Raw genomic sequence first — 25,535 nt, forward strand, 5'->3', positions numbered from 1 at the left:
TTTTACCATGCACTTAAATGTTATCTCAGTGTCACAAAGGCATTGCCGCTTCAATTTCGACTGCAGCATGATAAAGCATTCACACTGTATTGTTAAGCTTCCCTATTGTAGACCAGCGCGACAGATCTCCAGAGCCCCTTACTCGCGGCTGACAACCTGACGAATCTGCAAGCATAAAGTAAACGCCGTTTATCGATCTTTTTTTTATTCTTGTAACAGTATAATGGTTAAGTTGAACGGTTCATTGATTCGCTATGTGTTAACATTCATTGATCAGTCAGCCTTTACCCACCCTTAGTGGCTGGGGGAGGATGAATAGAAATTTACTCGTATTGAGAGCGTACTGCGGGGTTAATGTCAGGTTATGTATTTGTTTGAGCGTTATGTCATGAAAGAAACGCGCAACGTCGTCTTGATGATTGTCGGTTTCTTAATTTTTATATTCACTATTTATTCCGCTCAACGTTACCTCACTGATGCGGCGAATGGGACCCTTGCGCTAAAAGCGGTGTTTGTTATCGTCTTTTATAAGGCATTAATTGCGTTGGAAATGTTGTTACCGATAGGCCTCTACGTGGCAACAGCAATCTCTTTAGGACAACTTTATAGTGACTCAGAGATCACCGCGGCTTTGGCGGCGGGCATCTCACCCTTACGATTGTATCGCGGTGTTTTATTACTGGCGATTCCGGTCGGAATCGCATGCGCCATACTTTCCATGTATGGCAGACCTTGGGCCTACGCGCATATTGATCAATTGATGCAGCAGTCGCAATCCAGTTTCGATGTGAGTCACTTACAAGCGAATAAATTTAATATTGAGGACGACGGCACCATGGTTCATGCTCAGACCATTACGCCATCCGATAACCATATAAAGAATACCTTTATCTACACCACTGATAAAGGTGTAACCAAAGTGTTCCGCTCGCAAGTTGCTAGCATTGATAATACCCGGCCGCAGAACCCTATAGCTCACTTACAGTCAGGTTCAGCCTATACCTTTGAACACGGCTCGAATAACGATAGCCAACAAACCTATCGTAATTTAGCCATCAACTTGAAGCCAGCGGCTGATGATGAGGGAGTCCGTAGTAAAGCGAAATCAATGCAGACACTGGATCGCTCGCGTGATCTATCCGATATTGCCGAACGGCAGTGGCGCCAGACACGTGGGATTAATGCGGTGTTGATGACATTACTGGCAATCCCACTGAGTCGGGTTCGTCCTCGTCAGGGCCGTTTTTCAGTACTGCTCCCTCTAGCCCTCGTATTTATTGTGATCTTCTTTGCCGGCAATATTTGTCGGACTCTGGTGAGTAACGGAATGCTGCCCCCTGTTATCGGGGTATGGTTAGTATCTTGGGTGATGTTACTCGGTAATCTATATTTTTGGGTCAGAGACTCTTCACTATTAAAGAAGTGGTTTAAATGAATATCTTCTCGCGTTATTTAATCCGCCATTTATTCATCGGCTATTTCGCGGCGGCGCTTCTGCTCGTCCCGCTGTTCACGCTTTTTGACTTTATCTCGGAACTCGAAGATGTTTCTACTACCTATAGCTGGGGGCAAGCACTGCTAGTCGTTGTCTTACTCATCCCTCGCTGCTTAGTCAATTTAAGCCCCTTTATCGCCTTATTAGGGGGCATTGTTGGCTTGGGGAATATGTCTAAAAATATGGAACTGACGGCTATACGTTGTGCTGGCTTCTCTATTTTCAGCATTGCAATTGTAGTACTCATTTCCGGAGCGATGTTCACAGCGTCCTTGGCCGTGGTTGACGAATGGGTAGCCTCCCCCCTACAGCAGCAAGCGCAAGTGCGTAAAGAGACGGCGCTGGCAGAGAGCCAAGACAGCGATCTTAAAAACAAGACGATTTGGGGTCAGCAAGGGGAAGAGTTCGTCCGTATCGACCACCTCGATAAAAGTGGGCAACCACAGAATATCGAGATCTTTGATTACAACAGTGATTTAACGATGAAGAATTACCTCTTCGCTGAGTCGGCGAGCTACGGTGAGAATAATGTGTGGACGTTGCATAACGTAAGACATACGCAATGGCAGGAAGAAGGGCAGTCTACAAGCCAACAAACAACCATGGCTTGGCACTCTATCTTTAACACTAATAACTTAAAGCAACTTCAATTATCCACTGAGAGCTATTCAATTCCGCAATTGAAGAATTATATTCATTATTTAAAGGACACCGCTCAGCCTTCTATGGAATATCGTTCCGCATTATGGCAAAAATTGGGGCGGCCTATCTTGGTATTGGCCATGGTATTGCTGATCATACCGTTCACCTTTGTTAACGCCCGTGATACAGGAATGGGTAATCGGCTATCGTTAGGAGTGATAGTCGGATTGGTCACTTATATCATCTATCAGATATGTATTAACCTCGGATTGATCTTCGCTATCCCACCGTTAATCGCGGTGGTTGTGCCCCCGATCCTGATGTTGGTCACTTCTATGGTGTTGGTCTATCGTTTCAATAAAAAGAAGTAGGGAAGAGTGTTTCGATAAAACGTGGAATGCTTTTTAGAGACGCCTCACTGTATTTTGCGGTGAGGCGTCTAACACCCTTATTTAACTAAGGTAACTTTTTTCACATCGATATCGACCTTGTTCCCATCTTTATCGACTTCACCCTCAAGTCTTACAGTGTCATTCGGTGATACCGATTGCCCCATCCATTTATGGTCATCAATTTCGACGACTACCGTTCCTGTGCTATCCATAAATTCATAATGCTCATGGCTAATCTTTTTAGTGATTTTACCTTGAAGCGTAACCTTAGCATCGTCTTGCAGGGTCTTAGACTGAGCTACCGTGAAAGTCTTGTGCGGACCATTGAACCCCCCTTGTTGTTGCTCTTCACTTCCAGGGCCGGTGAAGCCCGCTTGCTGTGCAAAGACAGGAAGGGTCAAACTCGTCAACAATGATAATAACAATAATTTTCTCACGTCTATCTCCTCATTGAGTTGTACAAAAAGGATAGCAGTGACTTGTAACAAAATTTTAAACTTTCTCAATTCTTTTTTACTTTTGTGATCGACGCGACTGATTGCTGTAAAAATCTGAACCTAGGGCTCTTCAATGCCCTCTAAGCGCTTCTTCACCACCCAAAATTAAGCTCGAGGTTTATATTGACTTCTTGAAACTCCTCTATCTACTTCAATCAACCGGTTAATTTTGATAAAAAGTAAATAATTTCTATCTAGTTTGAATAAAAATCATTATTAACTTTATGCAAAAATAACTAGCACTACTCCTCAAGTTGTTTATTTATAAGCAATAAATAGTACATTCCAATTTGGAAAATCTGTTTTTACTGATACTGTGTTGACCGTTTTTTTATATTTGAATATATTGCAACTCAGTTTTAGATAAATGTCAGGAATAAAATAAAATGAAGTTTTACCTTAAGGATTTTTGGATTTTTATTTCAATCGCAGAAACCAAAAGCCTTTCGAAGACCGCATCGCAAATGGGAATGAGCGTTTCATCAATAAGTAAGAGGCTAACGCGTCTAGAAAGTTATTTGCAAATGACCTTATTTGAACGAACCACGCGTAGTATAAAATTATCTCCCGTGGGGGAAGTTGCTTATGAGAAATCACTATTAATTACCAATGAATTCCAACGATTCATTGATGAGTTAAAGTCATCAAAATCTACTCTAAAGATATCTACACCTCATCGCTTTATTGAGTCATTTTTGATTGATTGGTGTTATGAGTATTGTAGGAATAAGCCGAATATTGATATATCTGTAATTGAGAGAAAAGAAAGTATGGATAGTTTGGACATTGATGAACTATTTATTACAAATCGAAAATCAGGCTATCCCTTGGCAATACATAGGCAACTTCACCCAGTGAAGAGAGTCATTTGTTGTAGTGCAGATATGGACAAAAATGTAGCTATTTCAACGCCTGATGATTTGAAGGATTTTTCTACTATATATTTCATATCTAATGAATCTGAATATGATATTGAATTAATAAAAAATGGAGATTCTTATAAATTTATCAATGATGGATTACACTTATCGTCGATTGAGGAATCATTAAAAATGGTTTTAGAAAAGGGGTGTGTGCTTGTGGGGATCCCTTTCATCCATATACGACAATTAGTCAAAATGAAAAAGATTAAGGTGATATTGAGTGAATGGGAAATGAAAGATCTTAACTACTATCTAGTATGGAAAGAAAGGCCTTACTTCAAAAAAGAGCTTACAGAGTTTTTGAAATATATAGAGTATAAGTGGAAAGAAGGGTGTGGAGTATATTGATTTAAACTTAATTTAGAGTATTCTGGATTCTCATTTAATAAACATACCTTTCTCCTTTATTTACTTTTCCGATTAGGAAAAGTAAATTTCCAAAATAGGACCTTTTATTAGGGAATGGTGTTGTGTATATTACTATGAAACGGAGTGACACAAGCTATATTTACAATATCCAGAATGGTTATTTATTCTATGTGGTGCTGCCAAATTATTAATTTAGTGCTTTGTAGATTATCTCGTGGCTTGGCTTAATTTTAATTGTTATACCTGTTCTGCGACTGACAGTGCTATTCGTAAAGCTAAGGATACTTACGGTCCTCAATGTTATCGTTGACAACATTGAGGTAATGCTATGGGTAAATTGGAATGACTATACGAAGATGATTGTTGAGCAGTTTATGAGTCAAAAAATCGGGTAGCATTGTCAGAAAGTTACGATATTATTTATTAATGAATTGCTCTGTACCGACTTAGATCACTACTTCTGTAGTATTTTATCAAGGATGTCATAATTCATTATGATTTAATCCTATTATTTTATAAAAAAGGTTTCAATATGAAATTAAGTAGCCTAATGTCAACGATTGCTAATAGTAAATTTATCTAATATTTCATAATCGTCTCTTGCTATAGCTCTCATTGACTATAAGGTGCTACAGAGAGGAACGATGTTTTCCTCGTGGTTGCCTTATAGTTGAAGAGTTAGCGTTAAGAACTGGTTGCAAGCTTTTTATCTAAGCTTGATTAACATCGACTAGGTCGATCGGGACAATAGAGAAAGTCTCCCGTTGTGGGGCTATCAAGTCGTGATGACTGAAGATCTCAACCTTGACAGATAAATTTATACCGCGCAAAGCTTTCAATACCAGCGTCTCGTTGAGCCCTGACCTGCAGGTGTTCCCCTCTTGGCTCACTTAATACCTCATCAGCTAATGGGCTTAATGTTATGCGCCAAGCCCAGCTGCTATCCTATTCTGTTATTTCTCCCTAGACGAGCCGGTTTGATCCAAGTTCAGCCTAAAAGAGATTGCCCCGACAAATAGCATCAGCAACATAATGAGAGAGAATGAAATGGATAACGAACTAAAGTGAGCAACATAACCGATAATAGCTGGTCCACTTAACACGCCAACATAGCCCAATGTGGTCATTGCAGGGACTGCTACCGCTTGTGGCATCACTTTTTGTTCACCGACAACGGAGAACATCACAGGCACAATATTGGCACATCCCGCACCGATTAAGGCATAACCAATCAGTGAGAGATACCAAAGCGGAATAAAAGTTACCATTGCCAATCCCAGTGCAGCGATCATCGCGCCTACTACCACGACCTTTAATCGACCGCAATATTTTACGACTTTATCACCCGTCAATCTGGCAAGTGTCATTGCCACCGCAAAACAGGTATAGCCCAATCCACCCAAGGATTCTGGCATCGCTCTAACTTGCGTAAGATACACCGCACTCCAGTCCAATACGGTCCCTTCGGTCAAAAATACCGAAAAACAGACGACACCGAGCAACAAGACAATCCCGCGAGGCATAGCAAAGGCCTGGCCTTCTTTCGGGTTGGCGTAGGCCAATAAGCCAGGATAGCTTAAGGCGGCAAGGATCACGACACAAAGAATGATGACAACGGTCGCAAGAGTAACATTGATCCCTAGCGCTAAAAGAAACGTCATTAATCCAGCCCCTGCAATACCGCCGACGCTGTAAAGCCCATGAAAACCGGACATTAAGGGAATAGAAGACTCTTTTTCAACCAGAATTGCTTGAATATTCATCGCACAGTCTGTAATACCAACGCCAATACCAAATAGGAGCAGCGCCAATCCCAGTAAGATGGGGTCAGTGATCACCGCCAGCAGTGGAATAACCAAAATAATTAAAGCCATCGCTGCGATAATCACTTTCCGACAACCAAATTGGCTGGTAAGCGCCCCAGTCGTTGGCATGGTAATTAATGCCCCAATGCCTAAACATAATAATAGCGAGCCTAGGGTCGCATCATTGACGCCAGTATTCGCGCGAGCATAGGGAACGAGAACCGCCCAAGTGGCCGTAACAAATCCTGCGATAAAAAAGGCTAAACGAGTCGCGAGTCGCGAGTTGCTACCTTGTTTTTCCTGAAGCATATTACTCCCCCTGTACGCGATAATAATGCCCTTAGCATAGTGATAATTGAGTTGAGTGTAAAAATTGATAATTCACCTAGGTTGCAAAATAAACTGGGGAATTATTATCAGTATGGAGGTTTACGCTCGGTTATGCTGCGCTTCCTAAGCCATAATTAGATATTTCCCGAAAAAATAGGCTAAAAGGGCTGGGGAGGATGTATTCAGCTTGCACAATGAATGCATGCTGTTCCTGAAGAGGGGTCGTTGTCCCCGAAAATATCAATCGTTATCTGAGGTATGACCAGCCAAAAAAGTTACGACCCGCAGGATGAGAAGGGGAAGGTGCAGGGGCAAAAATCACCATTGCACCGGGCAATGAACAGAATACTCACAAGAATATCGTTCTCGGCGGAAAAAATACAGGGGCGCCGTCCCTATGGATATTTAGTATAACCTTATTAGAGTAAGATGATATTTGAATATTTTGTATCATAGTTTTTTAGCACCTGAATAATTTTATTTAGCTTCTGCCTGTTCGCGGTACGTGTTTTTCTTAAAATATTCCTGCGATGCGTATAAATAGTGCTATTTTTACAGTTCATTATTTTGGCAATCGTGGAGATGCTATTACCTTTGGCCAGAAGTTTAATTATTTTCATCTCATGGAATGTTAGTTGTTCAACCCCTGATGGTAGAATTTCTTTTATTTTATTAAGATGGGTGTTCTCCCTTCTGCTCCGCTGTGAAATATCAACAATAGATGAAAGTAAAGTCTTTATTTCAGATAATAAAAGGTCTTTTGTACTAAAGATAATAAATACAAGAAAGGGATGGCGCTCGAATTTATTTTCCACGGGGTTAATTATCGCCAGATCCTCATAGAATAGTATACTCTTTTTCTGATCTCTATTGGCGTCTACTTGGCCGCCTAGACAATTACCTCGATCGTCCTTCACGTCATTGATGAGGTAGCAGATTCCCAAATTATAAAATTGATTTTCTGAACAGACTGAAATTGATGGCATAGGTATCTCCTTATATCAATCCCATTGGCACTAACATTGCAGGCGGTAAGGCCTGCGATGTTTATGCTCTATTCGCTAAGCGATAACGGATTGATATCGATATGTTTAGGTTATTGAATGTGTTTTACTCTGCATGGAGAATTGAATTAATCGTCAATATCACTTCTAGGATTAACCAATCTTTGGCGTAAAGCTGTTAATAACCTGCACATAATGTTTTCGCTGATATTCTGTAAATTCACCTTCAGATATCAGGGTGAATATTATCATCTCCCGGTTAAGTGGATTGTGTACGGTATCTTCTGGTAAACGCATTATCGATTGAATCTGTTTTTTTATTTTACCTTCATGAAGGTGGCGGTTAGCCACCTGTACAATCGGTATTTTGGCTGGGCCGATTTCATGTTTAAGCAACTTCCCTTCGATGTTGAAACCGGGAAGTTTATTACGTAGCTTTTCCATTTCTTCTTCACACCATGCTTCAACCTCTTTCCCCTCTGGCAGCAACACGCGGTTGATTACGATTTGGTACTCTTTATTCCCATCGTCGCGAAACATTAGCAGGTTGACACTTCTGTCCAGTACTGGACGGGGGGTTAAGAAGCTACCTTCGTAGAGGTGGTAATCATAGGGGCTGTTACTCATAGGGTAGTGAACTCCTTCGTTATTTCTGCAGAGGGCAGGATGATGACGTCTACCCGACGGTTCTCCTGGCGTCCCTGCGCATTGTCGTTGGGGGCAATAGGCTCTTCTGCGCCTGCAGTTTGGGTGATCAATAGGGAGGGATCGATGCCGTGCTGCGTTAGCCATTGCGCCACGGCCTTGGCGCGCCGGGCAGCAATGACGTCATTGATTCGTTTGCTACCGATGTTGTCTGCGTGGCCAGTGATCACGACCTTTCGCTGTGGATGAGTCCGAATTAGCTCTGCTATCGCCTCCAGCTGGGGGATAGCCTGAGGTAATAACGTTGAACTACCGGAGTTAAATAAGGGATCCCGCCACTGCTGCGTGCTATAAGAAGGCAATGTGGTCAGGATGGCCGTACGCTGGTTTATGGCAGCAAGAAAGCCGGCGCAGGATGACAGCCCCCAGGTGCGCATCTCGGGGATCTCCGTACAGGGCAACCAGTCGGTATATAGTGCCTGCAGCTGCATGATCCGTCCTTGTAATTTAACGGCAGAAAGATCGTCTAACGGATTCAGAACTCGCTGTATGTTAAGGCGAAATTGTTGCTGTTGCTGATGAATTGAAACAGTGGTAATGAGAAGCGATGCCGCCAGTATTATCGTCACCAGTAGCTGGCTCCACCGCAGAACATGGGCTTTTTCTCGGACAGCAGCTCGCTCAGGCTTATGGCCAGGCTGTGGTTTAAGTTTGATCACCGGAAGTGAAGGTTCTGCGGTGCGAGAGCTCACAGCAGGTAACAGTGCATAGCGCTTTGCTAGCCATGATGACCATGCACCATGGCGATGAAACCCCCCACTGCAATCACACAGCATGAGTTGATTGAGTCTCAGTGAGGCAGGAGAAAATACGCGGGCCAAACACTGGGTGATCCCGCTCTCAGTCAACCATACCAACAGCTGTTTGCTTATGACGGCCCGTTGAACATCTTGTGGGGTAGAGATAGGAGTGCTATCGATGCGCGCACTGAGCTGACATATGGCTTCTTCAGGGCTAAATGCCAGCTGTGTATCAATAGCAATATCACTCAGCCATCTTTCCGTGACCTGTTGGCTCTCGCCGCTTACACTACTCAGCCGCGCATAGACAGCAAGTACCGCAGGTAAAGAATAATGCGCGAGCACGCTGTTGAGCTGTTGTTCCCATTGCGAAATTTTTGTCTTTATTTGTGCTGCGCTATCTTCTACGTCAGGAAGTAGAGGAAAAAACACTATGGCACGAGCCTTGGGTGAAACTTGGCGGATCCTCTCAAGGCGCAGCTCGAACGTTTTGGCGTCGTTTACCAGTAGCCATACTAGCTGGTGATTGAAACGACTGTCGTCCCCGTTGCCGTACTGTCGAAACCACTTTGCAGCATAGGGACCAATAATCAGCATTACCGGTTTTTCTACTGCGACAAACCTTGGTAACAGCGGTCGATTGACAGTATTATGGGGTATTGCCAGTATGCTATAGCCATGCAGGATAACCAGGACGATGGCCAATGACACCATCACTGGCATTAACAGCCACTCCTTTTGCAGGGCTGGCAGCAGTGTCAGTCCAAAGCAGAGCAGGAAAGCTGAAGTGATTATAAATAGGGAAAAGCGAAGCCATATCCTGCGCATGTAAAGTCCTCAATAGAGATAGAAATAACAGCCCAGCCAGACCGCTATCAGGCAGGTAATGATCGGGATAAACGCTTTAGCTGACCAAAGGACATCGTGCCAGAGCAAAGCGCTTGTAGGGCTTGATGCTGCAATGTTGTCCTGTGAAACAGTGGTAGATGCTGATAACTCATCTATGCCGATAACAGGATGTTGGACGGCAACCCGTAGCGTATCCGGATAGGGAAATGAGGACAGTGAAAATAGCCGACGTACGGCTATGGTCAGTTCCCCTCGGGTCTGATGAACCAGCAGTTCAGCATGTTGCTCGGTAAAAAAGGGGTCATCACCCGAGCCATAAAATAGATTCTCAAGCTCATAACCCTGCCAGCTCAACCCCTGCTGCTGCAGATTACGCTGAGTATTGAGATCGAGGGCATGACAACTTAAACGACACAGGGCATCGACAATATCGTCAGAGTATCCCTTTTGCCTTAAGTCACTGCATAGGATTTCTATGCGATATTTCAGCTGATACTGATACTCCATCAATGAGGGAATAATAGTCGGTAGCGAAACCAGAGCGCAGGTGGCAATGATTTCGTCGAAAACTGTTAAATATTTCACCAGCTCTTCTCCAGCACATCATCCCATTCGTTCCGGTCGGTAAAGGCGCAGATACGTACTGTGTTGGCAAGGGAACTATTACGGGTATCGAAGCGCAGCGTAAGCTGGCTGGATTGCTGATCTGTATGGGTGATTAGTCGGCAAAACGCCTCTGGAGAATAGCGGCGCAACATCACCGGGCGCTTATCCTGGCTATAGACACCAATGTGCCACCAGACAATGTCGCTACGCGAAATATTGATTTCATCTCGGCTTAACGAGAGGGTTTTATCATGGAAAAAGCGTAAACTCTGTAACCATTCCTGCTGGTCGTCGGGAAGTTTAGTGAACCAGCTTACTTTCTCCGTTCCCCAGATATCCGGATGAACACGCTGTCCGATAAGGTCAATACCAATCCTGTACTGAAACTCCTGCAGCGAACGTTGACGGCCCAAGCCCCACGGTTGGGCGAAGGTCTCTGTGTCATCAGCGTTTAGCAGGCGCCGAACGTGCAACGTCGAAGCCTGATTGCGTTGCCACCATACGGTATCAATCAGCCCCTTTTCTTTCGCTTCGTTTGAGTGATCGTCCCACACTTTCGGCACATTTTTGCGTTGATAGTAATGCCAGAGGGTAACCCGATGCGGGGTCCAGACGTCGTAACCATGCGTCCAAGCACGCATTGCGCGGTTGAACTCTTCCCCGATAAAGAAAATAGCAGGATCGTTAGGTACGTGGGTGACGAAGTGACCGTCGGCAAAAATGAAGCCACCGGCAATATAGGCGCTCCTAATGGGGGTTTCGGACGTGAATTGTGTAGAGTGCTGAGCGACAATACCTTCTTTACTGAAGCCGTTGAATACCAGACGTGATAGATAATCTTGGCGATCTTCGTTTTTGCCTGGCGTATAGGCAGGAGGATAGCCGGAAAGCACCGGTTTTGCACTCTGCTCACGCAAGCTTTCAAGCATAGCGATCATCTCACTATCCCAACCAGTAATAAATCGGCAGTGCGAGTCAATCTGTAGTAAATAGCTTTCCTGTTGATAGCATTTATCTACCTGATAGCGTGCCCAGCAAGCCCCCTCGCTTTTTAGATAGTCAACAGCAATAACCTCGAGCTGTACGCCACCGTAGCTGAATTGATAAAGCCGTTCTGATTGAGTCATCAGTACCAGACCTGCATCAAGAAATGGCTGAATATCACCGTCATCCTGCCAGCAGATAACAATGCGTAAATTTTCCGGCTTATTCGCGGAGCGAATCAGGCTATGTAAGGTGGGGCACAGCTCCGGATCGCGGTAGCTGGCAATATTCACAAAAATGGTGCTGTCTGAAGTTTTCATCTGTTTAATCACTGCTTCTACAATGGTTAATTTATCTGAAAAGTAATTTCAGCCTGGGCGGTAAAATTACCCACTGCGGGTAAAAGTGAAGTCGGTGAGGCGCGCAATAGCGTGGCACTCCAGTTAAACTGTGCAGAATTATTGTTGTAAATGTTGTTCTTGGATTCAGATGAACTCCCATCAACGTTCATCGTTTTATCTTGACTGTCTGTAATACCGATCTTGAGTCTGTCCGTATTTCCAGCGGAATCGGTTACCGTAATATACTTGTTATCCGGTGTCCGCTTACTGGCGTTTATACTTGCGATTGCATTGAAAGTACCGAAATCGGTCTGGCACTGAAGCGCGAAATTAAGATTACGTTTGATTCCATTGTTGAGCGAGGTCTCTGTAACGCTGCCGAACGGCACATCTTTCACTGATGAATCGGTTTTACACACTGGGGTACTTACAATACTTATCGCACCGATGTTTACTGTAATAGGTCTGTTATCGCCCGGGGTATCGCTGTTTATCCACTGGTGGATAAAATCGCTGGTAGCAGGAATAATGATATCGCCCAGTGGATTACGCAGGTTGAGTTGAGCGCCTATCTTGTAAAGTTCTACTGAAAACTGTGTGATATAAGGGAACACAACATAAGCGCCAGACGGCGGAATAGTGCCGGGTGAGGAAGGAAAAAGGCCTGCTCGACCCTGTAAGATGACTGACGGTTTGATTGAAACACCGGTATCGGCAACGGCAAAAGTATTATTAGCGAGAGGAGTAAGGCCTGAAGTATTGAGCGTTTTACCGTAAGTATATAACGCTTGATTTTTACAGTCATAATAAACGTCATTATGCCCTGAGCCAGAAATACTTATTGTTCCGATGGACGCACCGGCAGGCGTATCTGCATCGACACGAATAGTTTGAGCTGGTATGGTCAAAAAGTACGGATAGCCAGGTATAGAGGACGCTGGAAAATTATCTTTTATAAAGGGACACTCAGCCAGACAGGGCTGCAGTGCAATAAAATTGCATGTGATAAACAGTTTAGAAATCAGTCGCATTATGCTATGTCCTGTAAAGATTTTAAATTAGCGATAAGCTCCGGGGGTAAGATATCCAACAGCTCAAGAAAACTTTTCCCGACGGTATATTCGGTAAGAGTCAGCAGTAAAATCGCGGGTGAGCTGGGTTCTGTCTCGGTGAACCAGCTACGCAGTTGATCCAGTCGACGTAAGGCTTCCCCCCGATCGTTGATAGCTGGCGCGGATAATGCCGTCGTAGCTGTACTCACTAAGGATAAGGGTCGCTCGTCTGCCTGGGGGAGTGGATCTGGCAGGAGTGCAGCGCTTGGTGGCTCGGGTAAGTGCATCGGGCCGTCCGTCTCTGGCAAGACAGGCTGATTTTTTTTTAATGGATCGATGCCAGTATCGCTGGCAAAAAGGGCTAGCAGAGAGGTTAGTGCAGAGAAGTCGGGTGCATCATTGCCCAAGCTGTGATCAAGAATTGTCTTTAATGCCCTTAAATGTTCAGCGGCGAGTCGTAGCGAAACGATGGAGGGCTCGTTCTGCCACGTTTGTAAAATCGCTTTTACCGTCATTTCGCTCTGTGTATGCTCATCAGTCGGACCGGTAAGCGCGCGCTCAACGTCCCTAACGGTTAGCTGCAAACCACTCGTCTTTGGTAGCGATTTGAGGCGTAAGTCGGCTAAATAACCTTCAGGTGAACCCAACTCAGCAAAAGCATTGGCTCGCAGGAGCGGGACGTACTCTTCCTCATCCATCGGTAATGGATGAAACTCTTGCGGCCATTGCGTAACCAGGTGAAGGAGAGCGTTAAGCCCCTCATTGAGGGCTGCCAAACCGATGCTGTGCAACCGACAGCGCATTAGCACAATAACCAGGCGTGCATCCTTACTTTTTAACAGCAACGTGCGTGCTTCACGTTCAACATCGGCCCAGTTGACGGGATCGATAGCCTCAACAAAATCTCCATATTCGGCGCCAAGTCGTGGCTGAAGCCGTCCCTGTAGCATTAAAAATGCCGGATCATATTCCAGACTTTCCCCACAGGGGGAAGGACCAGTAATGGGCTGAAGGAGTGGCTGATACCAGTCAGGGCAGGGGTAAGTTAAGGTCGGCAACATGTCGCTCCTGTCTCAGAAATAGAAAGTGATGGTCAGGCCCAGTTAGCCTGTGCTTCTGGATCAAAACTCATTCCGGCCAGCGCAGTGGATTTATCACTGCGTGTCAGCCAGCTGGTGTAGCCCAATTGATGTGTCTCACCGAGTGATGCATAGGGCACTTCTTCAGCGGATAAGACCAGGCTGACTTCCCAGGCATATTCGAAGCCTACAAAATTCCTTACCCATTCACGGAGTACCGGTAGATCGTCGCCGCTTGGGCTAAAGCACAAATACTGTTCCAGACTGAGAGGCCCGAAGATAAGCTGAAATTTATGCTGCCTGTCGACAATCATACTGCCTAAAATCGCACCGTCACCCAGACTGGACGAGCCATTCATAATGCCGAGCTGGGTACAGTCTGCTTTTTCAAGGGTTATCCACTGACTGGCGAATTCCTGTATCTGAACGGGTACATCAAAGTAATAGTGAAGTGCGCCGATCAGGCCTTCAGGATTGCGTGACTCACGAATCAGATGGGCTGCAGAGGAGAGTCTTGGATGCAGCGGCAGGGCGCTGTCGAGCAATTCATGGGGATCAATACCTGCCAAGCTCCCAACGTAAAATGAGAAACGTTCTTCGTCAGGGCGATCAAGAGAGGCGGTATCTTGGGAAACGAACCATGCACGCCAGAATTGCGCTAGGGCGCGGTGATGAAAAATATCGACAAAGGCGTTCAGCGTATCATCATGCGACTCTGCTCGGGTATAGGCTAACTCGGTCAGATGCAGTGGCATGGCTCCCTGAGGTCCCCATACGCCAAGGCCGAAAAGTTCTATATCGGTCTTGCCTTGTGTCTGGCTCAGAGAGGCTATCTCACGGGGCGCAAAGTTCATATGCGCCTTCTGGCTTAGGCGAAAGTTTTCTTGTGTAGGTAGGCGAGCGCTTCCTGGCACTGGCATCCCCGGAGAGCGGGCGGCAAGCTTGCGAAGCAGCGGAATAAAGCCACTACCGATGCTGAGATCATCGTTCGCGCGGTTAGTCATAAACTTTTGGCTTAGAGAGTGGGTATCGCGAACGGTCACAGGATACCTCGCTGTCCCGGACGAGCCTGCCACTGTCCTACCACTCCACGCTGCATTGAGCGTAGTTCTGTTTCGGTAAAAACATTTATCGCAGCATGTCGAGCAAGATAGTTTTCCATTATCATGCCAAAGAGATACGGACTGATACCGGAAAAACTCTCCTCATCGATGGTCAGTTCGCAGCGTACCCCTCGCCCGTAAATTAGTAGTCCTTTCCCCGGAAGACGGCGAATGACTGGGGTACTATGACAGCCTACCAGTGCGTCTATTTGCTTGATTGATTCGTTATCTGAATCGCTAACAAACAGGCGCAGGATATTGCGCAGTGAAGCGCCACCTTCGTGGTGAGGCATATCCGAAAGAGGGAGGTAGTTAAAGCTGAGCTGGCGAATGAGTCGCCAAGCTGACTCGCCTTGAGCGAACGGTGAGCGGGGGGCGCTGGGTTGAAATACAAATCGGGCTCCCTCAACCGGCGCGGAATCTGGCATGCTTAACGAGAAATTACCGTCCGCTAAGATCAGACGCGGTAAATCGCGGTTGGTAATGAGTGCCTCAATTGACAGGTAGCGAATAGTGTCCTGCCAGGGAGCCTCTTTTTGATCCACCAATGAAACAAACACCTCGGTACCAGAATAGGGCGTACGGGTTGCGTACTTACGAGCATTACTGTTGGTTTGGCGCGGCTTACGTAGCGTGGAAAAGTAGCGCCCAAAGTTACCTGGGGTACTATGACGAGTTTGATAAAGCGGATTGAAAACTACCTCGCTGCTATTTTCTGCCTGCTGACCAAAGACTTTATGAATGGAATGGACTTCAAAATCAAGCGGCCGGCTGCGGTCCGGCGTTGCGTGAAACTCATTTGAACGTTGATTAATTTCAAGCTTGTCTAGGCGTCTGGGAAACAGGTTAATGACCGGTGTACAGTGCAGTAAGAAGCGGGATGCGGAAATGTGTTCGGTCAAGTGTGATGCATGGCGGTTTAATAGGATAATGATTTCTGCTTCAGAGGTGTGATTGTTTATCAGTCCGTCAGTAAGCTGAGTCAGGGAGAAAAAGTAAAATCGTTTACGACAGGAGAAGTACTCTTGTACCAGATTATGGCCATGGAACATATTCCATGCGACCGGCAGGAGATTATGTGCGGTTGATAGGCCTTCAAAGGCCAGCGGGTTGTGGCTGACGATACTGTCAGTCACGTCATTCCCCCGGCCGGAGCGGACAATCATCGCCACCTGTCCCGCATGTAGTAACTCAAAAATATGTGAAACGATCCGCTCATCACCATCAATATAAAGGGGCAGACGCTCAAGCCCATTGAGTTGGGCAAAGGTAATATCATCAGGCAACGAGAGCTTAATTCGTAACGCACTTTTTAGCGGTGCCACCGGAATATTGTAACGCTCTAGATGAGGCATGTCCGGTGGCAATGAGGTTAAACGCGCATCCGTAATTTTTAGTGGCCACAGTTTAACCTCTTGGCCGCTACGAAACTCACAGCGTGTGACTTCTCCTGCCGCGATCGGTGTATAAAAGGTGCTATCACGCGGGACTGAATATCCTCGTGTGAGATCCCCTTCCTTTAGGTTGGGCTGTATCTGAATCACGCCCATTGAAGGAACCGGTGCGGTGTAATTAGGATAAATAATATCAAGTAGTCGTTGGGTAAAACGGGGGAATTCAGAATCGAGCTTTAGTTGAGTCCGCGCAGACATGAAACAGAATGCTTCGATCAGACGTTCTACAAAGGGATCGGCGACGTCAATACCATGCATGCCGAGGCGACCGGCAATTTTCGGGTGCTTTTCGGCAAACTCATTCGCCATCTCACGCATGAATGTCAATTCTGTATTGTAACTATCTAAGAATTTTTGATCCATGTAGACCCCGAATATAAAATAAGTGTGATGTAGAAAGCGTATATAATCAGCAGGAGGATGGCAGCATTGCAAATACACGCAAAAAGTGAGCTTATATTTGCATCTTATTTTAGTTAATCCTCGATATTGAAGAGTATAATACGGGGTTTTCAATATTTAAATAGTCCTTGAATTAATTCGTTATTTAATTTTGTTTTTATTTTGAAAACTCTTTGAATATTAAAGGCTTTCGATTTTGGTAAAATTAATAAATTATTTCGCTATGGGAAATAAAGTGTGTTGGCGTCTATAAGGGTGAGTTTGTATTGGAGTTAATCTGCAGGTGATTTTGGCTCACTGTAGTGAAAAAGAAAGGTTAAGTATGATGTGGAAAGGCCGAGTTATCTGTAGGGAAATAACGGAGAGACAAAATAAATTGGCAAAAAATTCATTGAAAACAGACGGTTATTTATATCTTTTTTACCTGTGGTCTGGTGCTTAACTTTTGAGGGCTGAAGTGTCAGGAACCATGTTATTTATATTTTCTTAATAGATAATTGATATTTTTTGGCTAGATTTTCTTTTCTTAGAATAAATTAAAACTATTTACTAATTAGAAAATATACTATTTTGTTTCGTTTTTTATAAAATAAGATTTTTATTAAAACATTCTCTTTGTTAGCTGGTTTTTATTTATTTTTATTTACGTTGTGAGTTATGCTTAATTAAAGATTAAACAGATAATTAAATTCTAAGTAGGAAAGAGAGACGTGGCTATCCAGAGGAAAGACCTATTTAGCAAGCTTAATGGAACACTTTTTTCATCTATCGAAAGTGCTGCTGGCCTGTGTAAATTACGTGGCAACCCAAATATTGAGCTTGTTCACTGGATCAATCAACTTTGGTTCGGAGGAAATAACGATCTCCGTCATATTGTTACGTTTTTCGAGCTAGATGCTGAGGTGATTGAGCGAAGCCTGGCAACATCATTAACTGAGCTACCATCAGGGGCACAATCAATTAATGATTTCTCATGGCATATAGAACTATCGATCGAAAGGGCGTGGATATGTGCAAGCCTTGAGTGTTTGCAAAACCGTATCCGCAGCGCGCATCTTATTTTGGCGATGCTATCGCATAGTGAACTACGACGTGCACTATTGAGGATCATTCCGACACTGGGTAGCATCAACCTAGAGATGCTACAGACCAGACTAAAAGAAATAACTGATGGATCTGACGAAGATACTGAAAGTGAGGACGATAGAACGCTTGACGCACGCGCAGATGTCGAGCAGCAGCTCAGAAAATCAGAGAGCGATACGCTTGCGAAATATACTACCGATTTGACTGAACTGGCTCGGCAAGGAAAAATCGATCCAGTACTGGGACGTGAGAGCGAAATTGCCAGTATGGCGGATATTCTGCTGCGGCGTAGACAAAATAACCCACTGCTGACCGGTGAAGCAGGGGTAGGAAAAACGGCCGTAGTTGAGGGGCTCGCGCAGGCTATTGCCTCGGACGACGTCCCCCCGGCGTTGCGTGACGTTCGCTTACTGTCATTAGATGTTATGGCTCTTTCAGCGGGTGCCAGTATGAAAGGTGAGTTCGAAGCTCGGCTTAAAGTTGTACTGGATGAAGCTATCGCCTCTGAACAACCGGTGGTGTTATTTATTGATGAAGTGCATACGCTGATCGGTGCTGGTGGGAATGCAGGAACGGGCGACGCCGCCAATCTATTGAAACCTGCGCTGGCGCGTGGCCAGTTGCGAACAATCGGCGCAACGACCTGGAGTGAGTTTAAACGGCATATCGAAAAAGACCCTGCACTGACGCGACGTTTTCAGGTTTTGCAGATCGATGAGCCGGATGAAGCCCGGGCGATTGCCATGCTGCGTAGCCTTATCCCCTCGTTAGAAAAACATCATGGCGTGTGGATTATGGATCAGGCGGCACAAGCAGCTGTTTCACTGTCACAGCGCTACATTCCTGCTAGGCAGCTACCTGATAAAGCCATCAGTTTGCTGGACACAGCCTGCGCTCGTGTCGCTATTGCTCAGTTCGCCCCGCCTGCGCAACTTAATACTCTGCAGTGGCAGTATCAGAGTGGTCAAACAGAGCTGTCATTGCTGGAAAAAGCCGGGCAATTTGGTAAAGGTCAGAGTGATCGCCTAGAGCAGCTAAAAGCTGAACTGCTGGAGCTTGAAGGGAAGATTGCTGACCTAACTGAACGCTGGCGGGCTGAACAACACGCCACGGAGACTATCATCGCGCTGCGTCAACAGATTATTGCACGCAGTTCCGAAGGCGATGATGAGGTTGCTGAGGGTCTTCGTAAGCAATTAGCGACAGAAGAAAATAGATTAAGCCAGCTGCGACAGGAGGAGCACCTTGTCCATGCTGAAGTCAATGAAGACGTAATAGCACGCATCGTCGGCGATTGGACTGCTATTCCGGTTGGACAGATGTTGAAAGATGATGTGCAGAAAGTTATGACACTCCCGCAGCATCTCAGTGAGCGTGTTATCGGTCAGGAAGCGGCACTTTCTCAACTCAGCGAGAGCATCATGACAGGTCGTGCGGGGCTGGCCGATCCTTGCAAACCGCTGGGTGTATTTATGCTGGTGGGACCTTCAGGCGTCGGTAAAACAGAGACGGCACTGGCAATCGTAGACAGCCTGTATGGCGGTAAGCAAAACCTAATCACCATTAATATGAGCGAGTTTCAGGAAGCGCACACTATCTCTTCACTAAAGGGCTCGCCACCCGGCTATGTTGGCTACGGTAACGGTGGGGTACTGACTGAAGCGGTACGTAGGAAACCTTATAGTGTGGTGCTGCTTGATGAAATTGAAAAAGCTCATCCGGATGTACACGAGCTTTTCTATCAGGTATTTGATAAAGGCCAGATGGAAGACGGTGAAGGTCGACAAATAGACTTCAAAAATACCATATTATTACTGACGAGTAATATTGGCAGTGACATGATCATGCAGCAATGTAGTCATTCTGAAAAACTGCCAGATAGTAAGACGTTATTGAATAAGCTCAAACCTGAGCTGCTCAACGTTTTTCCTGCCGCGTTTTTAGGCAGGGTAACCGTGGTCCCTTATTTTCCTTTACAAATAGATTCTCTTAAACGGATTGTTGAACTCTATTTAAATCAGATTGGTCAGCGATTACTTACACAGTATCAAGCATCATTTGTTTATAGCACAGCTGCGGTACAAAGGGTAATCAGTCAATGTGGCGTTTCAGATGCCGGAGGACGTGCACTAATTCGCTTTATTGAACAGGAAATTATGCCGTTGTTGAGTAAAACGATATTACAACACCAGACTGAATTATACGGCTTAACGTTAAAACTTAATTTTTCTTCAGGTAAGTATCAAGTTAGAATAATTAATTGAAATAAAAAGTTATAAAAAATAATGATAATAACGGTTTATTTTATCAGTACAGAAAATTTGTATTGATCCTAGGGGTAATTAATTGTCATTAAAGGCAATACAAAGTGTTGGCAAGATATCCGCAACTAATGCATGAGTCGTTGAGGTGCCGACCTTGTCAATATATTTAAATCTAATTAATTTCAAGGATACTAAAATGATAACAAAGCGACGCATATTCTGTTTTCTACCTTTTATGATTACTCCTGGCGCCTATGCAGCTTCAGCCGGGACAGTAGAGTTTAATGGCGAAATCATTGCAGGAACCTGTACCATAAAATCAGGGGATGTAAATAAAGTGGTTACTCTGCCGAAAGTTTCCTCAGAGAATTTAAAAACAAGCGGAAGCACTGCGGGTTCTAAAGTGTTTACCATTGAGGTGTCGAACTGTGCTACCACAATTAATGGAGTTACAGCACACTTTGAAGCCATCAATGGTACAACCGGATACGATGTACAAACTAATAACCTGACCAACGATGTTGTAACTGATGCGACAGCAACGCCTCCGGTTAAGGCTGCAGGGAATGTTCAAATCAGACTCTTTGATAAGGGTGGAACAACTCAAGTGCAAGTTGGCGGCACTGACGGGGCTTTTGTACGAACCAACGCTGCACATGAAGCAACGATGGAATATGTTGCTTCATATTATGCTACTGGCGCTGCGACTGAGGGAACAGTGCATGCGAATGTCGCTTATACACTAGCCTATAATTAAGTTACTAGGATAGCAGCGTGCGTATTCTAATAAAGATATAAGAGTACGCACCTGTATTATCTCGTCAATTATCTGTTTATATTTTTCACGGAACTGTCCATGTTTAAATTTTTATCAGGTTTATTAATTTTTTTGCTTCTAATGCAAAATAGTAGGGCAGGGATGTCAATAGTGGGTACACGGATTATTTACCCCGGAAATGAAAAAGAAATTACCGTACGAACAAAAAATAGAACCGATGAGCCCATTCTTTCACAAGTCTGGATTGATGATGGTTCCAGTAATGAAGATATTGATAAAAGCAAAATACCTTTTATTGTTACACCACCTATTTTCAGAGTGGAGCCTAATAGCGGACAAAGTTTGAAAATGATTTACAATGGGATGAGTTTACCTCAGGACAAGGAGTCAGTGTTTTGGTTTAATCTGCTGGAGATCCCACCAGTGGATACCAGTAATGCTCAGCAAAAACTTGATATTGCTTTCCGTACACGTATTAAAATATTTTATCGCCCGGCAGCCGTAGCTAAAATAAAAATGCCCGATATCACCACTCTCCTGCATTGGTCTGTAATTAAAGACAGTGCTCACGGCACGGGTTTTCGCGTGGAAAATACGGGGCCTTTCTATTTCTCATTCAACGATGCAATTGTGTTTGTTAATAATAAGCAAGTTAACATGAAAATGTCTATGCTCGCCCCCAGAAGCTCAGCTGTATTTTTCCCAGATCAAAGAGTGACATCCTTTTCACGATTGAAATATAGTTTTATTAATGATTTAGGCGCCAATGTAAATAAGGATTTGATCTGGAATGAAACAAAGGGGTTACAATCTCAATAGAGTCTTGGGTCTAAATTTATATCTTTCAGCTTGTTTGCTTGCTTGTGTATCTTTTGTTGAACGATTAAGTGAAATATAAAAGTGATTATGAACCTTACAGCTAAAAGATGTAGGCGCCACACCGGGAATATTACAAACCCTGTGGTGATTGCTGTTGCTTTGTTTTTTTGTTGTGACGCTAAATCAAATCCCAGGAATACTCTTGGCAAGGTTGAGGAGATGAATTTTAACTCAGAGTTTGTCCATGGTGGCAACATTGATTTATCTAAATTTCGAAAAGGTAACCCTGTTGCACCGGGGATTTATGACGTTTTCGTAAAGGTCAATGGCGAAGGACGAGGACAAAATAAGATTAGATTTCGTCAGCAAAAGGGTGATGAAAACGCCGTTGCTTGCCTGACGCGCGAGCAATTAACCGTGATTGGAATTAAATTGGTGCAGGAAAAAGACGTCTCTAGCAGCTGCGAACCCATTCAATCATGGATAGCTCAATCCCATAGTGACTACAGCAGCACGGATTTTACATTAAGTCTGCAGGTACCGCAGGTTAATCAGACTTATGTGCCACGCGGATATATAGATCCGGCACGCTGGCAGCAAGGGATCACTGCTGGTTTTATCGATTACAATGCTAACGTTTATTCACAATTACAAAATAATAATAGAGATTCTAATCGCGCTACGGCATCTTTCGCTTTCAACGCGGGTTTCAACTATGCCGGTTGGCGATTGCGTAAGCGTTTTAATACTGGCCTTGGCAGCAATACACATTGGCAAAATCTTTATGGCTATGCTGCGCACGATATCACAGCCTTAAAAAGCGAGGTACTGCTGGGCGATGTCAATACCAGCGGCGAGCTATTTGACAGTGTTGGCCTGCGAGGCGCTGTGTTGCGCTCAGACGAACGCATGTTACCGGATTCCCAGAACAGCTATGCACCGGTGATAACGGGTATTGCAGAATCTAATGCAAAAGTTACGGTTATGCAGCGTGGCGTATCGATCTATGAGACGGTGGTTCCGCCAGGTCCTTTTGTACTGAGAGATATCAGTGGATTAGGCTACGGTGGTGATCTTCAGCTGGTTATAAAGGAAGCCAACGGGCGTGAGCGTATTCAAATAATTCCTTTCTCCTCACCACCGCTAATTTTACAAAAGGGAATTAGCCATTTCTCTGTCTCTGCCGGTGAGCTTAAAGATGAAAATATCAGGCATCGCCCGCGCGTAGTCCAGGGTACTTATCGCTATGGTGCATTCAGCAACTGGACACTTTATGGCGGTGTACAGCTAAGTGAGAAGTATCGTGCACTGGGCGTTGGTAATGCTTTTAACACCGCATTAGGTGGCATAACGTTTGATGTTATTCACGCTGATAGCCAGCCACTAGAAAAGTCACGCGCGTCGGGTAATAGTTATCAGCTGCAGTTTATGCGCTATCTCAGCAGCTCCCAGACGACGCTATCTCTGGCGGCCTATCGTTACTCATCGGCAGGTTTTTACACGGTCAGTGAAGCCAATAGAGATAATAATTCAAGCAAAGATAAGTTAAGTGATACCGATTACCGTACGCGTCGTCGCCTGACCGCCACCCTTAGTCAGCGGATTACTGACCGCATATCGCTTGATTTTAATGGTTCTTATTATACCTATTGGGCGGACCGTACGGCTTCCCGACAATATTTGGTGCGGTTTAATCACAATCTTGGATTGTTTAGCTACAGCCTGAGTACCACCCGCACGAGAACCCGTTCGGGTAGCGAAGATAAACAATATATTTTCTCTATTTCGATGCCATTGGGTCAGCCCACAGCCTCTTCACAGCCGCTGTTTAGCTCACTTTACGGTACAGTCACCCACGGTAAAGGCGGTGACACTCAGGTTCAGACCATGGCCAGTGGTTCTCAGGGGCCGCAAAACGAATTGTCATACGGTATTGCTGCCAGTATGAGTGAGGATAATGTGTCCAAACGGACTTCAGTGCTGAACGGTAATATGAGTTACGAAACGCCTTTAGGCCAATACGGTGCAACCGCAACGGTCGACAGCAGAAATAATAATCAGTTCTCGCTTTCTGCCAATGGCAGTCTGGTGGCTCATCACGGTGGGATCACCGCCGGTCCTGTGGTGGGCGAACAACCGTTTGCCATCATTGAGGCAGAAGGAGCCAGCGGTGCACGGGTGAATAACGGCTATGGTGCCAGGATCGATCGTTGGGGCTATGCCATCGTTCCCTCGCTCACCCCTTATCGAGAGAATAGCGTATCAATTGGGTTGCACGATCTGCCGGATACGGTGGATGTTATGGAAAATGAAAGAACCGTTATCCCACGGCAGGGTGCAGCGGTGTTGGTCAAAATGAAAACCTCGATGGGGACGGCAATGATTCTGACCGTAAAAGATCGTAGCGGCCAGTTTCTACCGATTGGGGTAGATATGTTGTCCGCTGCAGGCGATAGCCAGGGAATTATCGGTCAGGGGGGACAGGCTTACGTTCGTGGCTGGGAATACAGCAGGCAGCCACTCTTTGCCCAGGTGGACGGTTCAAAACTGAGTTGTACTCCACAGAGCGCACCGTTACCGATAACCGGAACTAACATGATCAGGATGGAGGTGATATGTCAGCCTTAGTAAACGGCACATTGTGCACCAGTATTTTACTGTTTGTACTTGGTAATTCACCCGTTAATGCCGCGGCGCCATCGTGTAAAGGAAGTTGTGATATTCAGGTCAAATTTACGGGGCGTTTCGAACTGGAGACTTGTCAAATCAGTATTGACAATCGTAGCGCGAATGAAACCGTCGTATTACCTACAGTCCTGTCCTCCTCGCTACAGCATGCAGGTGACGAAGCCGGATCGACATCTTTCTTGGTGATTTTAAAGAAATGTCCAGGGGCGGTTACCGTCGGTGTTCATTTTATTTCCGTTGCCTCGACGCAAGTCGATAACGCTACCGGAAATATAAAAAACAGCTCAGTTGCCGGTATGAGCCCTGAAACTCAGCTGCGACTGAGAAATAGTGCAGGCGTACAGATGCTGCTGAATGATACCACTAGTATTCAGGATTATATCATTCCGCAAGGCGGTGGAGATGTGCAGTACAATTTTAATGTCTCTTATTTCGCTAAAACCCCGGTGACCCCGGGAAAAGTCTCGGCCACGGCGGGTATTGAACTGATATACAAATAGAGAAGGGGGCGAATTTATCGTTTTCTGACTCTGTGTTTACAGGTCCGGCGGTTAGTAGTGTCGGCAATTCAACAACAAAAGGAAGAAAGGGTGAGTAAAGACAGCTCGCAGAAATTTATTTCTCGCAATCGCGCGCCGCGCGTACAGATTGAATATGACGTCGAAGTTTACGGATCAGAAAAAAAGGTCGAATTACCCTTTGTCATGGGTGTTCTGGCTGATCTCTCCGGCAAACCGGTAGAGCCACTGCCTTCCGTGGCCGATCGTCAGTTCTTGGATATCGATATTGATAACTTCGATGAGAGAATGAAAGCCATGCGTCCAAGAGCTGCGTTCGCTGTGCCTAACACGTTGACGGGTGAAGGTCAGCTAATGGTCGATATGACTTTTGAGAGCATGAACGAATTCGCACCGGACGCGATTGCCAAAAAAGTCGATTCACTTTCACAGCTATTGGAAGCCCGTACACAGCTGGCGAATCTTCAGACCTATATGGACGGTAAAGCTGGCGCAGAAGAGCTAGTAATGAATCTGTTGAAAGATAATGCGTTACTACAGGCTCTGGCTGCAGAGCCAAAGAAAAAAAACGATGCTGCTGAAATACAGCAAGAAGATTAGTTGAGAGGGA

At 45.1% G+C, this 25,535-nt stretch carries 20 protein-coding genes; 9 read left to right on the forward strand and 11 right to left on the reverse strand.

The features are described 5' to 3' along the window. Nucleotides 1-364 precede the first annotated feature (364 nt). Both lptF and lptG read left to right on the forward strand, forming a co-directional pair. Entirely contained in the window at nucleotides 365-1,435 is a 1,071-nt protein-coding gene (lptF, locus tag HGT71_RS05610) for an LPS export ABC transporter permease LptF (RefSeq protein WP_214216953.1), read from the forward strand. Beyond that, nucleotides 1,432-2,508 carry an LPS export ABC transporter permease LptG gene (gene lptG, locus HGT71_RS05615; RefSeq protein ID WP_214216954.1) on the forward strand — a complete coding sequence of 359 codons (1,077 nt, stop codon included), beginning with the start codon at nucleotides 1,432-1,434 and terminating at the stop codon, nucleotides 2,506-2,508. The genes lptF and lptG overlap by 4 nt, the downstream gene beginning before the upstream one ends. A 77-nt stretch (nucleotides 2,509-2,585) precedes the next feature. Here the strand turns inward: lptG and HGT71_RS05620 are convergent, their stop codons facing one another. Next, nucleotides 2,586-2,966: a YgiW/YdeI family stress tolerance OB fold protein gene (locus HGT71_RS05620; RefSeq protein ID WP_214216955.1), complete on the reverse strand. Its 381-nt coding sequence runs from the start codon at nucleotides 2,964-2,966 to the stop codon at nucleotides 2,586-2,588. Nucleotides 2,967-3,412: 446 nt separating this feature from the next. Between HGT71_RS05620 and HGT71_RS05625 the strand changes: the two genes are divergently transcribed. Beyond that, on the forward strand, nucleotides 3,413-4,297 hold the full coding sequence (locus tag HGT71_RS05625) for a LysR family transcriptional regulator (RefSeq protein ID WP_214216956.1): 885 nt from the start codon (nucleotides 3,413-3,415) through the stop codon (nucleotides 4,295-4,297). Between the two features lie 974 nt (nucleotides 4,298-5,271). Here the strand turns inward: HGT71_RS05625 and HGT71_RS05630 are convergent. The 10 genes from HGT71_RS05630 to tssF all read right to left on the reverse strand — a co-directional run bounded on the left by HGT71_RS05630 (nucleotide 5,272) and on the right by tssF (nucleotide 16,733). Further along, the gene (locus tag HGT71_RS05630; RefSeq protein WP_214216957.1) at nucleotides 5,272-6,432 is read right to left on the reverse strand and encodes an MFS transporter; all 1,161 of its coding nucleotides are present in this window, start codon (nucleotides 6,430-6,432) and stop codon (nucleotides 5,272-5,274) included. A gap of 440 nt (nucleotides 6,433-6,872) precedes the next feature. Next, nucleotides 6,873-7,439, reverse strand: coding sequence for a helix-turn-helix transcriptional regulator (locus HGT71_RS05635; RefSeq protein ID WP_214216958.1), 567 nt, complete (start codon nucleotides 7,437-7,439; stop codon nucleotides 6,873-6,875). Nucleotides 7,440-7,610: 171 nt separating this feature from the next. After that, nucleotides 7,611-8,084: a DcrB-related protein gene (locus HGT71_RS05640; RefSeq protein ID WP_092678019.1), complete on the reverse strand. Its 474-nt coding sequence runs from the start codon at nucleotides 8,082-8,084 to the stop codon at nucleotides 7,611-7,613. Then, nucleotides 8,081-9,730 carry an OmpA family protein gene (locus HGT71_RS05645; RefSeq protein WP_214216959.1) on the reverse strand — a complete coding sequence of 550 codons (1,650 nt, stop codon included), beginning with the start codon at nucleotides 9,728-9,730 and terminating at the stop codon, nucleotides 8,081-8,083. The genes HGT71_RS05640 and HGT71_RS05645 overlap by 4 nt, the downstream gene beginning before the upstream one ends. A 9-nt stretch (nucleotides 9,731-9,739) precedes the next feature. After that, the gene (locus HGT71_RS05650; RefSeq protein ID WP_214216960.1) at nucleotides 9,740-10,336 is read right to left on the reverse strand and encodes a hypothetical protein; all 597 of its coding nucleotides are present in this window, start codon (nucleotides 10,334-10,336) and stop codon (nucleotides 9,740-9,742) included. Beyond that, entirely contained in the window at nucleotides 10,333-11,661 is a 1,329-nt protein-coding gene (locus HGT71_RS05655; RefSeq protein ID WP_214216961.1) for a GlcNAc-transferase family protein, read from the reverse strand. The genes HGT71_RS05650 and HGT71_RS05655 overlap by 4 nt, the downstream gene beginning before the upstream one ends. A 26-nt stretch (nucleotides 11,662-11,687) precedes the next feature. Then, nucleotides 11,688-12,590: a fimbrial protein gene (locus tag HGT71_RS05660; protein WP_214216962.1), complete on the reverse strand. Its 903-nt coding sequence runs from the start codon at nucleotides 12,588-12,590 to the stop codon at nucleotides 11,688-11,690. A gap of 122 nt (nucleotides 12,591-12,712) precedes the next feature. Further along, nucleotides 12,713-13,795, reverse strand: a complete 1,083-nt coding sequence (locus tag HGT71_RS05665; protein ID WP_214216963.1) for a type VI secretion system protein TssA — start codon at nucleotides 13,793-13,795, stop codon at nucleotides 12,713-12,715. A 32-nt stretch (nucleotides 13,796-13,827) separates the two neighbouring features. Beyond that, nucleotides 13,828-14,817 carry a type VI secretion system baseplate subunit TssG gene (gene tssG, locus HGT71_RS05670; RefSeq protein WP_214217318.1) on the reverse strand — a complete coding sequence of 330 codons (990 nt, stop codon included), beginning with the start codon at nucleotides 14,815-14,817 and terminating at the stop codon, nucleotides 13,828-13,830. Between the two features lie 35 nt (nucleotides 14,818-14,852). Further along, nucleotides 14,853-16,733, reverse strand: coding sequence for a type VI secretion system baseplate subunit TssF (gene tssF, locus HGT71_RS05675; protein WP_214216964.1), 1,881 nt, complete (start codon nucleotides 16,731-16,733; stop codon nucleotides 14,853-14,855). Between the two features lie 749 nt (nucleotides 16,734-17,482). Here tssF and tssH point away from each other — a divergent pair. The 6 genes from tssH to tssB all read left to right on the forward strand — a co-directional run bounded on the left by tssH (nucleotide 17,483) and on the right by tssB (nucleotide 25,525). Then, nucleotides 17,483-20,122: a type VI secretion system ATPase TssH gene (gene tssH / locus HGT71_RS05680; protein ID WP_214216965.1), complete on the forward strand. Its 2,640-nt coding sequence runs from the start codon at nucleotides 17,483-17,485 to the stop codon at nucleotides 20,120-20,122. Between the two features lie 145 nt (nucleotides 20,123-20,267). After that, nucleotides 20,268-20,879 carry a fimbrial protein gene (locus tag HGT71_RS05685; RefSeq protein WP_342355445.1) on the forward strand — a complete coding sequence of 204 codons (612 nt, stop codon included), beginning with the start codon at nucleotides 20,268-20,270 and terminating at the stop codon, nucleotides 20,877-20,879. Between the two features lie 99 nt (nucleotides 20,880-20,978). Beyond that, nucleotides 20,979-21,719, forward strand: coding sequence for a fimbrial biogenesis chaperone (locus HGT71_RS05690; RefSeq protein ID WP_214216966.1), 741 nt, complete (start codon nucleotides 20,979-20,981; stop codon nucleotides 21,717-21,719). Between the two features lie 219 nt (nucleotides 21,720-21,938). Further along, entirely contained in the window at nucleotides 21,939-24,347 is a 2,409-nt protein-coding gene (locus HGT71_RS05695) for a fimbria/pilus outer membrane usher protein (RefSeq protein ID WP_214216967.1), read from the forward strand. Further along, nucleotides 24,335-24,907 carry a fimbrial protein gene (locus tag HGT71_RS05700; RefSeq protein ID WP_214216968.1) on the forward strand — a complete coding sequence of 191 codons (573 nt, stop codon included), beginning with the start codon at nucleotides 24,335-24,337 and terminating at the stop codon, nucleotides 24,905-24,907. The genes HGT71_RS05695 and HGT71_RS05700 overlap by 13 nt, the downstream gene beginning before the upstream one ends. A gap of 90 nt (nucleotides 24,908-24,997) precedes the next feature. After that, complete coding sequence (tssB, locus tag HGT71_RS05705) at nucleotides 24,998-25,525, forward strand: type VI secretion system contractile sheath small subunit (protein ID WP_092677993.1); 528 nt, start codon at nucleotides 24,998-25,000, stop codon at nucleotides 25,523-25,525. The last annotated feature ends 10 nt before the right edge of the window (nucleotides 25,526-25,535 follow it).

This window comes from Rosenbergiella epipactidis (assembly GCF_018494055.1).
GTDB lineage: Bacteria > Pseudomonadota > Gammaproteobacteria > Enterobacterales > Enterobacteriaceae > Rosenbergiella > Rosenbergiella epipactidis.

Excerpts from the sequence above, each read along its gene's own strand:
- HGT71_RS05690 (WP_214216966.1), top strand. The coding sequence starts at position 20,979 with ATGTTTAAATTTTTATCAGGTTTATTAATTTTTTTGCTTCTAATGCAA.
- HGT71_RS05625 (WP_214216956.1), top strand. The coding sequence starts at position 3,413 with ATGAAGTTTTACCTTAAGGATTTTTGGATTTTTATTTCAATCGCAGAA.
- HGT71_RS05635 (WP_214216958.1), bottom strand. The coding sequence starts at position 7,439 with ATGCCATCAATTTCAGTCTGTTCAGAAAATCAATTTTATAATTTGGGA.
- lptG (WP_214216954.1), top strand. The coding sequence starts at position 1,432 with ATGAATATCTTCTCGCGTTATTTAATCCGCCATTTATTCATCGGCTAT.
- HGT71_RS05630 (WP_214216957.1), bottom strand. The coding sequence starts at position 6,432 with ATGCTTCAGGAAAAACAAGGTAGCAACTCGCGACTCGCGACTCGTTTA.
- HGT71_RS05640 (WP_092678019.1), bottom strand. The coding sequence starts at position 8,084 with ATGAGTAACAGCCCCTATGATTACCACCTCTACGAAGGTAGCTTCTTA.
- lptF (WP_214216953.1), top strand. The coding sequence starts at position 365 with ATGTATTTGTTTGAGCGTTATGTCATGAAAGAAACGCGCAACGTCGTC.
- HGT71_RS05665 (WP_214216963.1), bottom strand. The coding sequence starts at position 13,795 with ATGTTGCCGACCTTAACTTACCCCTGCCCTGACTGGTATCAGCCACTC.
- HGT71_RS05645 (WP_214216959.1), bottom strand. The coding sequence starts at position 9,730 with ATGCGCAGGATATGGCTTCGCTTTTCCCTATTTATAATCACTTCAGCT.
- HGT71_RS05655 (WP_214216961.1), bottom strand. The coding sequence starts at position 11,661 with ATGAAAACTTCAGACAGCACCATTTTTGTGAATATTGCCAGCTACCGC.
- HGT71_RS05700 (WP_214216968.1), top strand. The coding sequence starts at position 24,335 with ATGTCAGCCTTAGTAAACGGCACATTGTGCACCAGTATTTTACTGTTT.
- tssG (WP_214217318.1), bottom strand. The coding sequence starts at position 14,817 with ATGACTAACCGCGCGAACGATGATCTCAGCATCGGTAGTGGCTTTATT.
- tssF (WP_214216964.1), bottom strand. The coding sequence starts at position 16,733 with ATGGATCAAAAATTCTTAGATAGTTACAATACAGAATTGACATTCATG.
- HGT71_RS05695 (WP_214216967.1), top strand. The coding sequence starts at position 21,939 with ATGAATTTTAACTCAGAGTTTGTCCATGGTGGCAACATTGATTTATCT.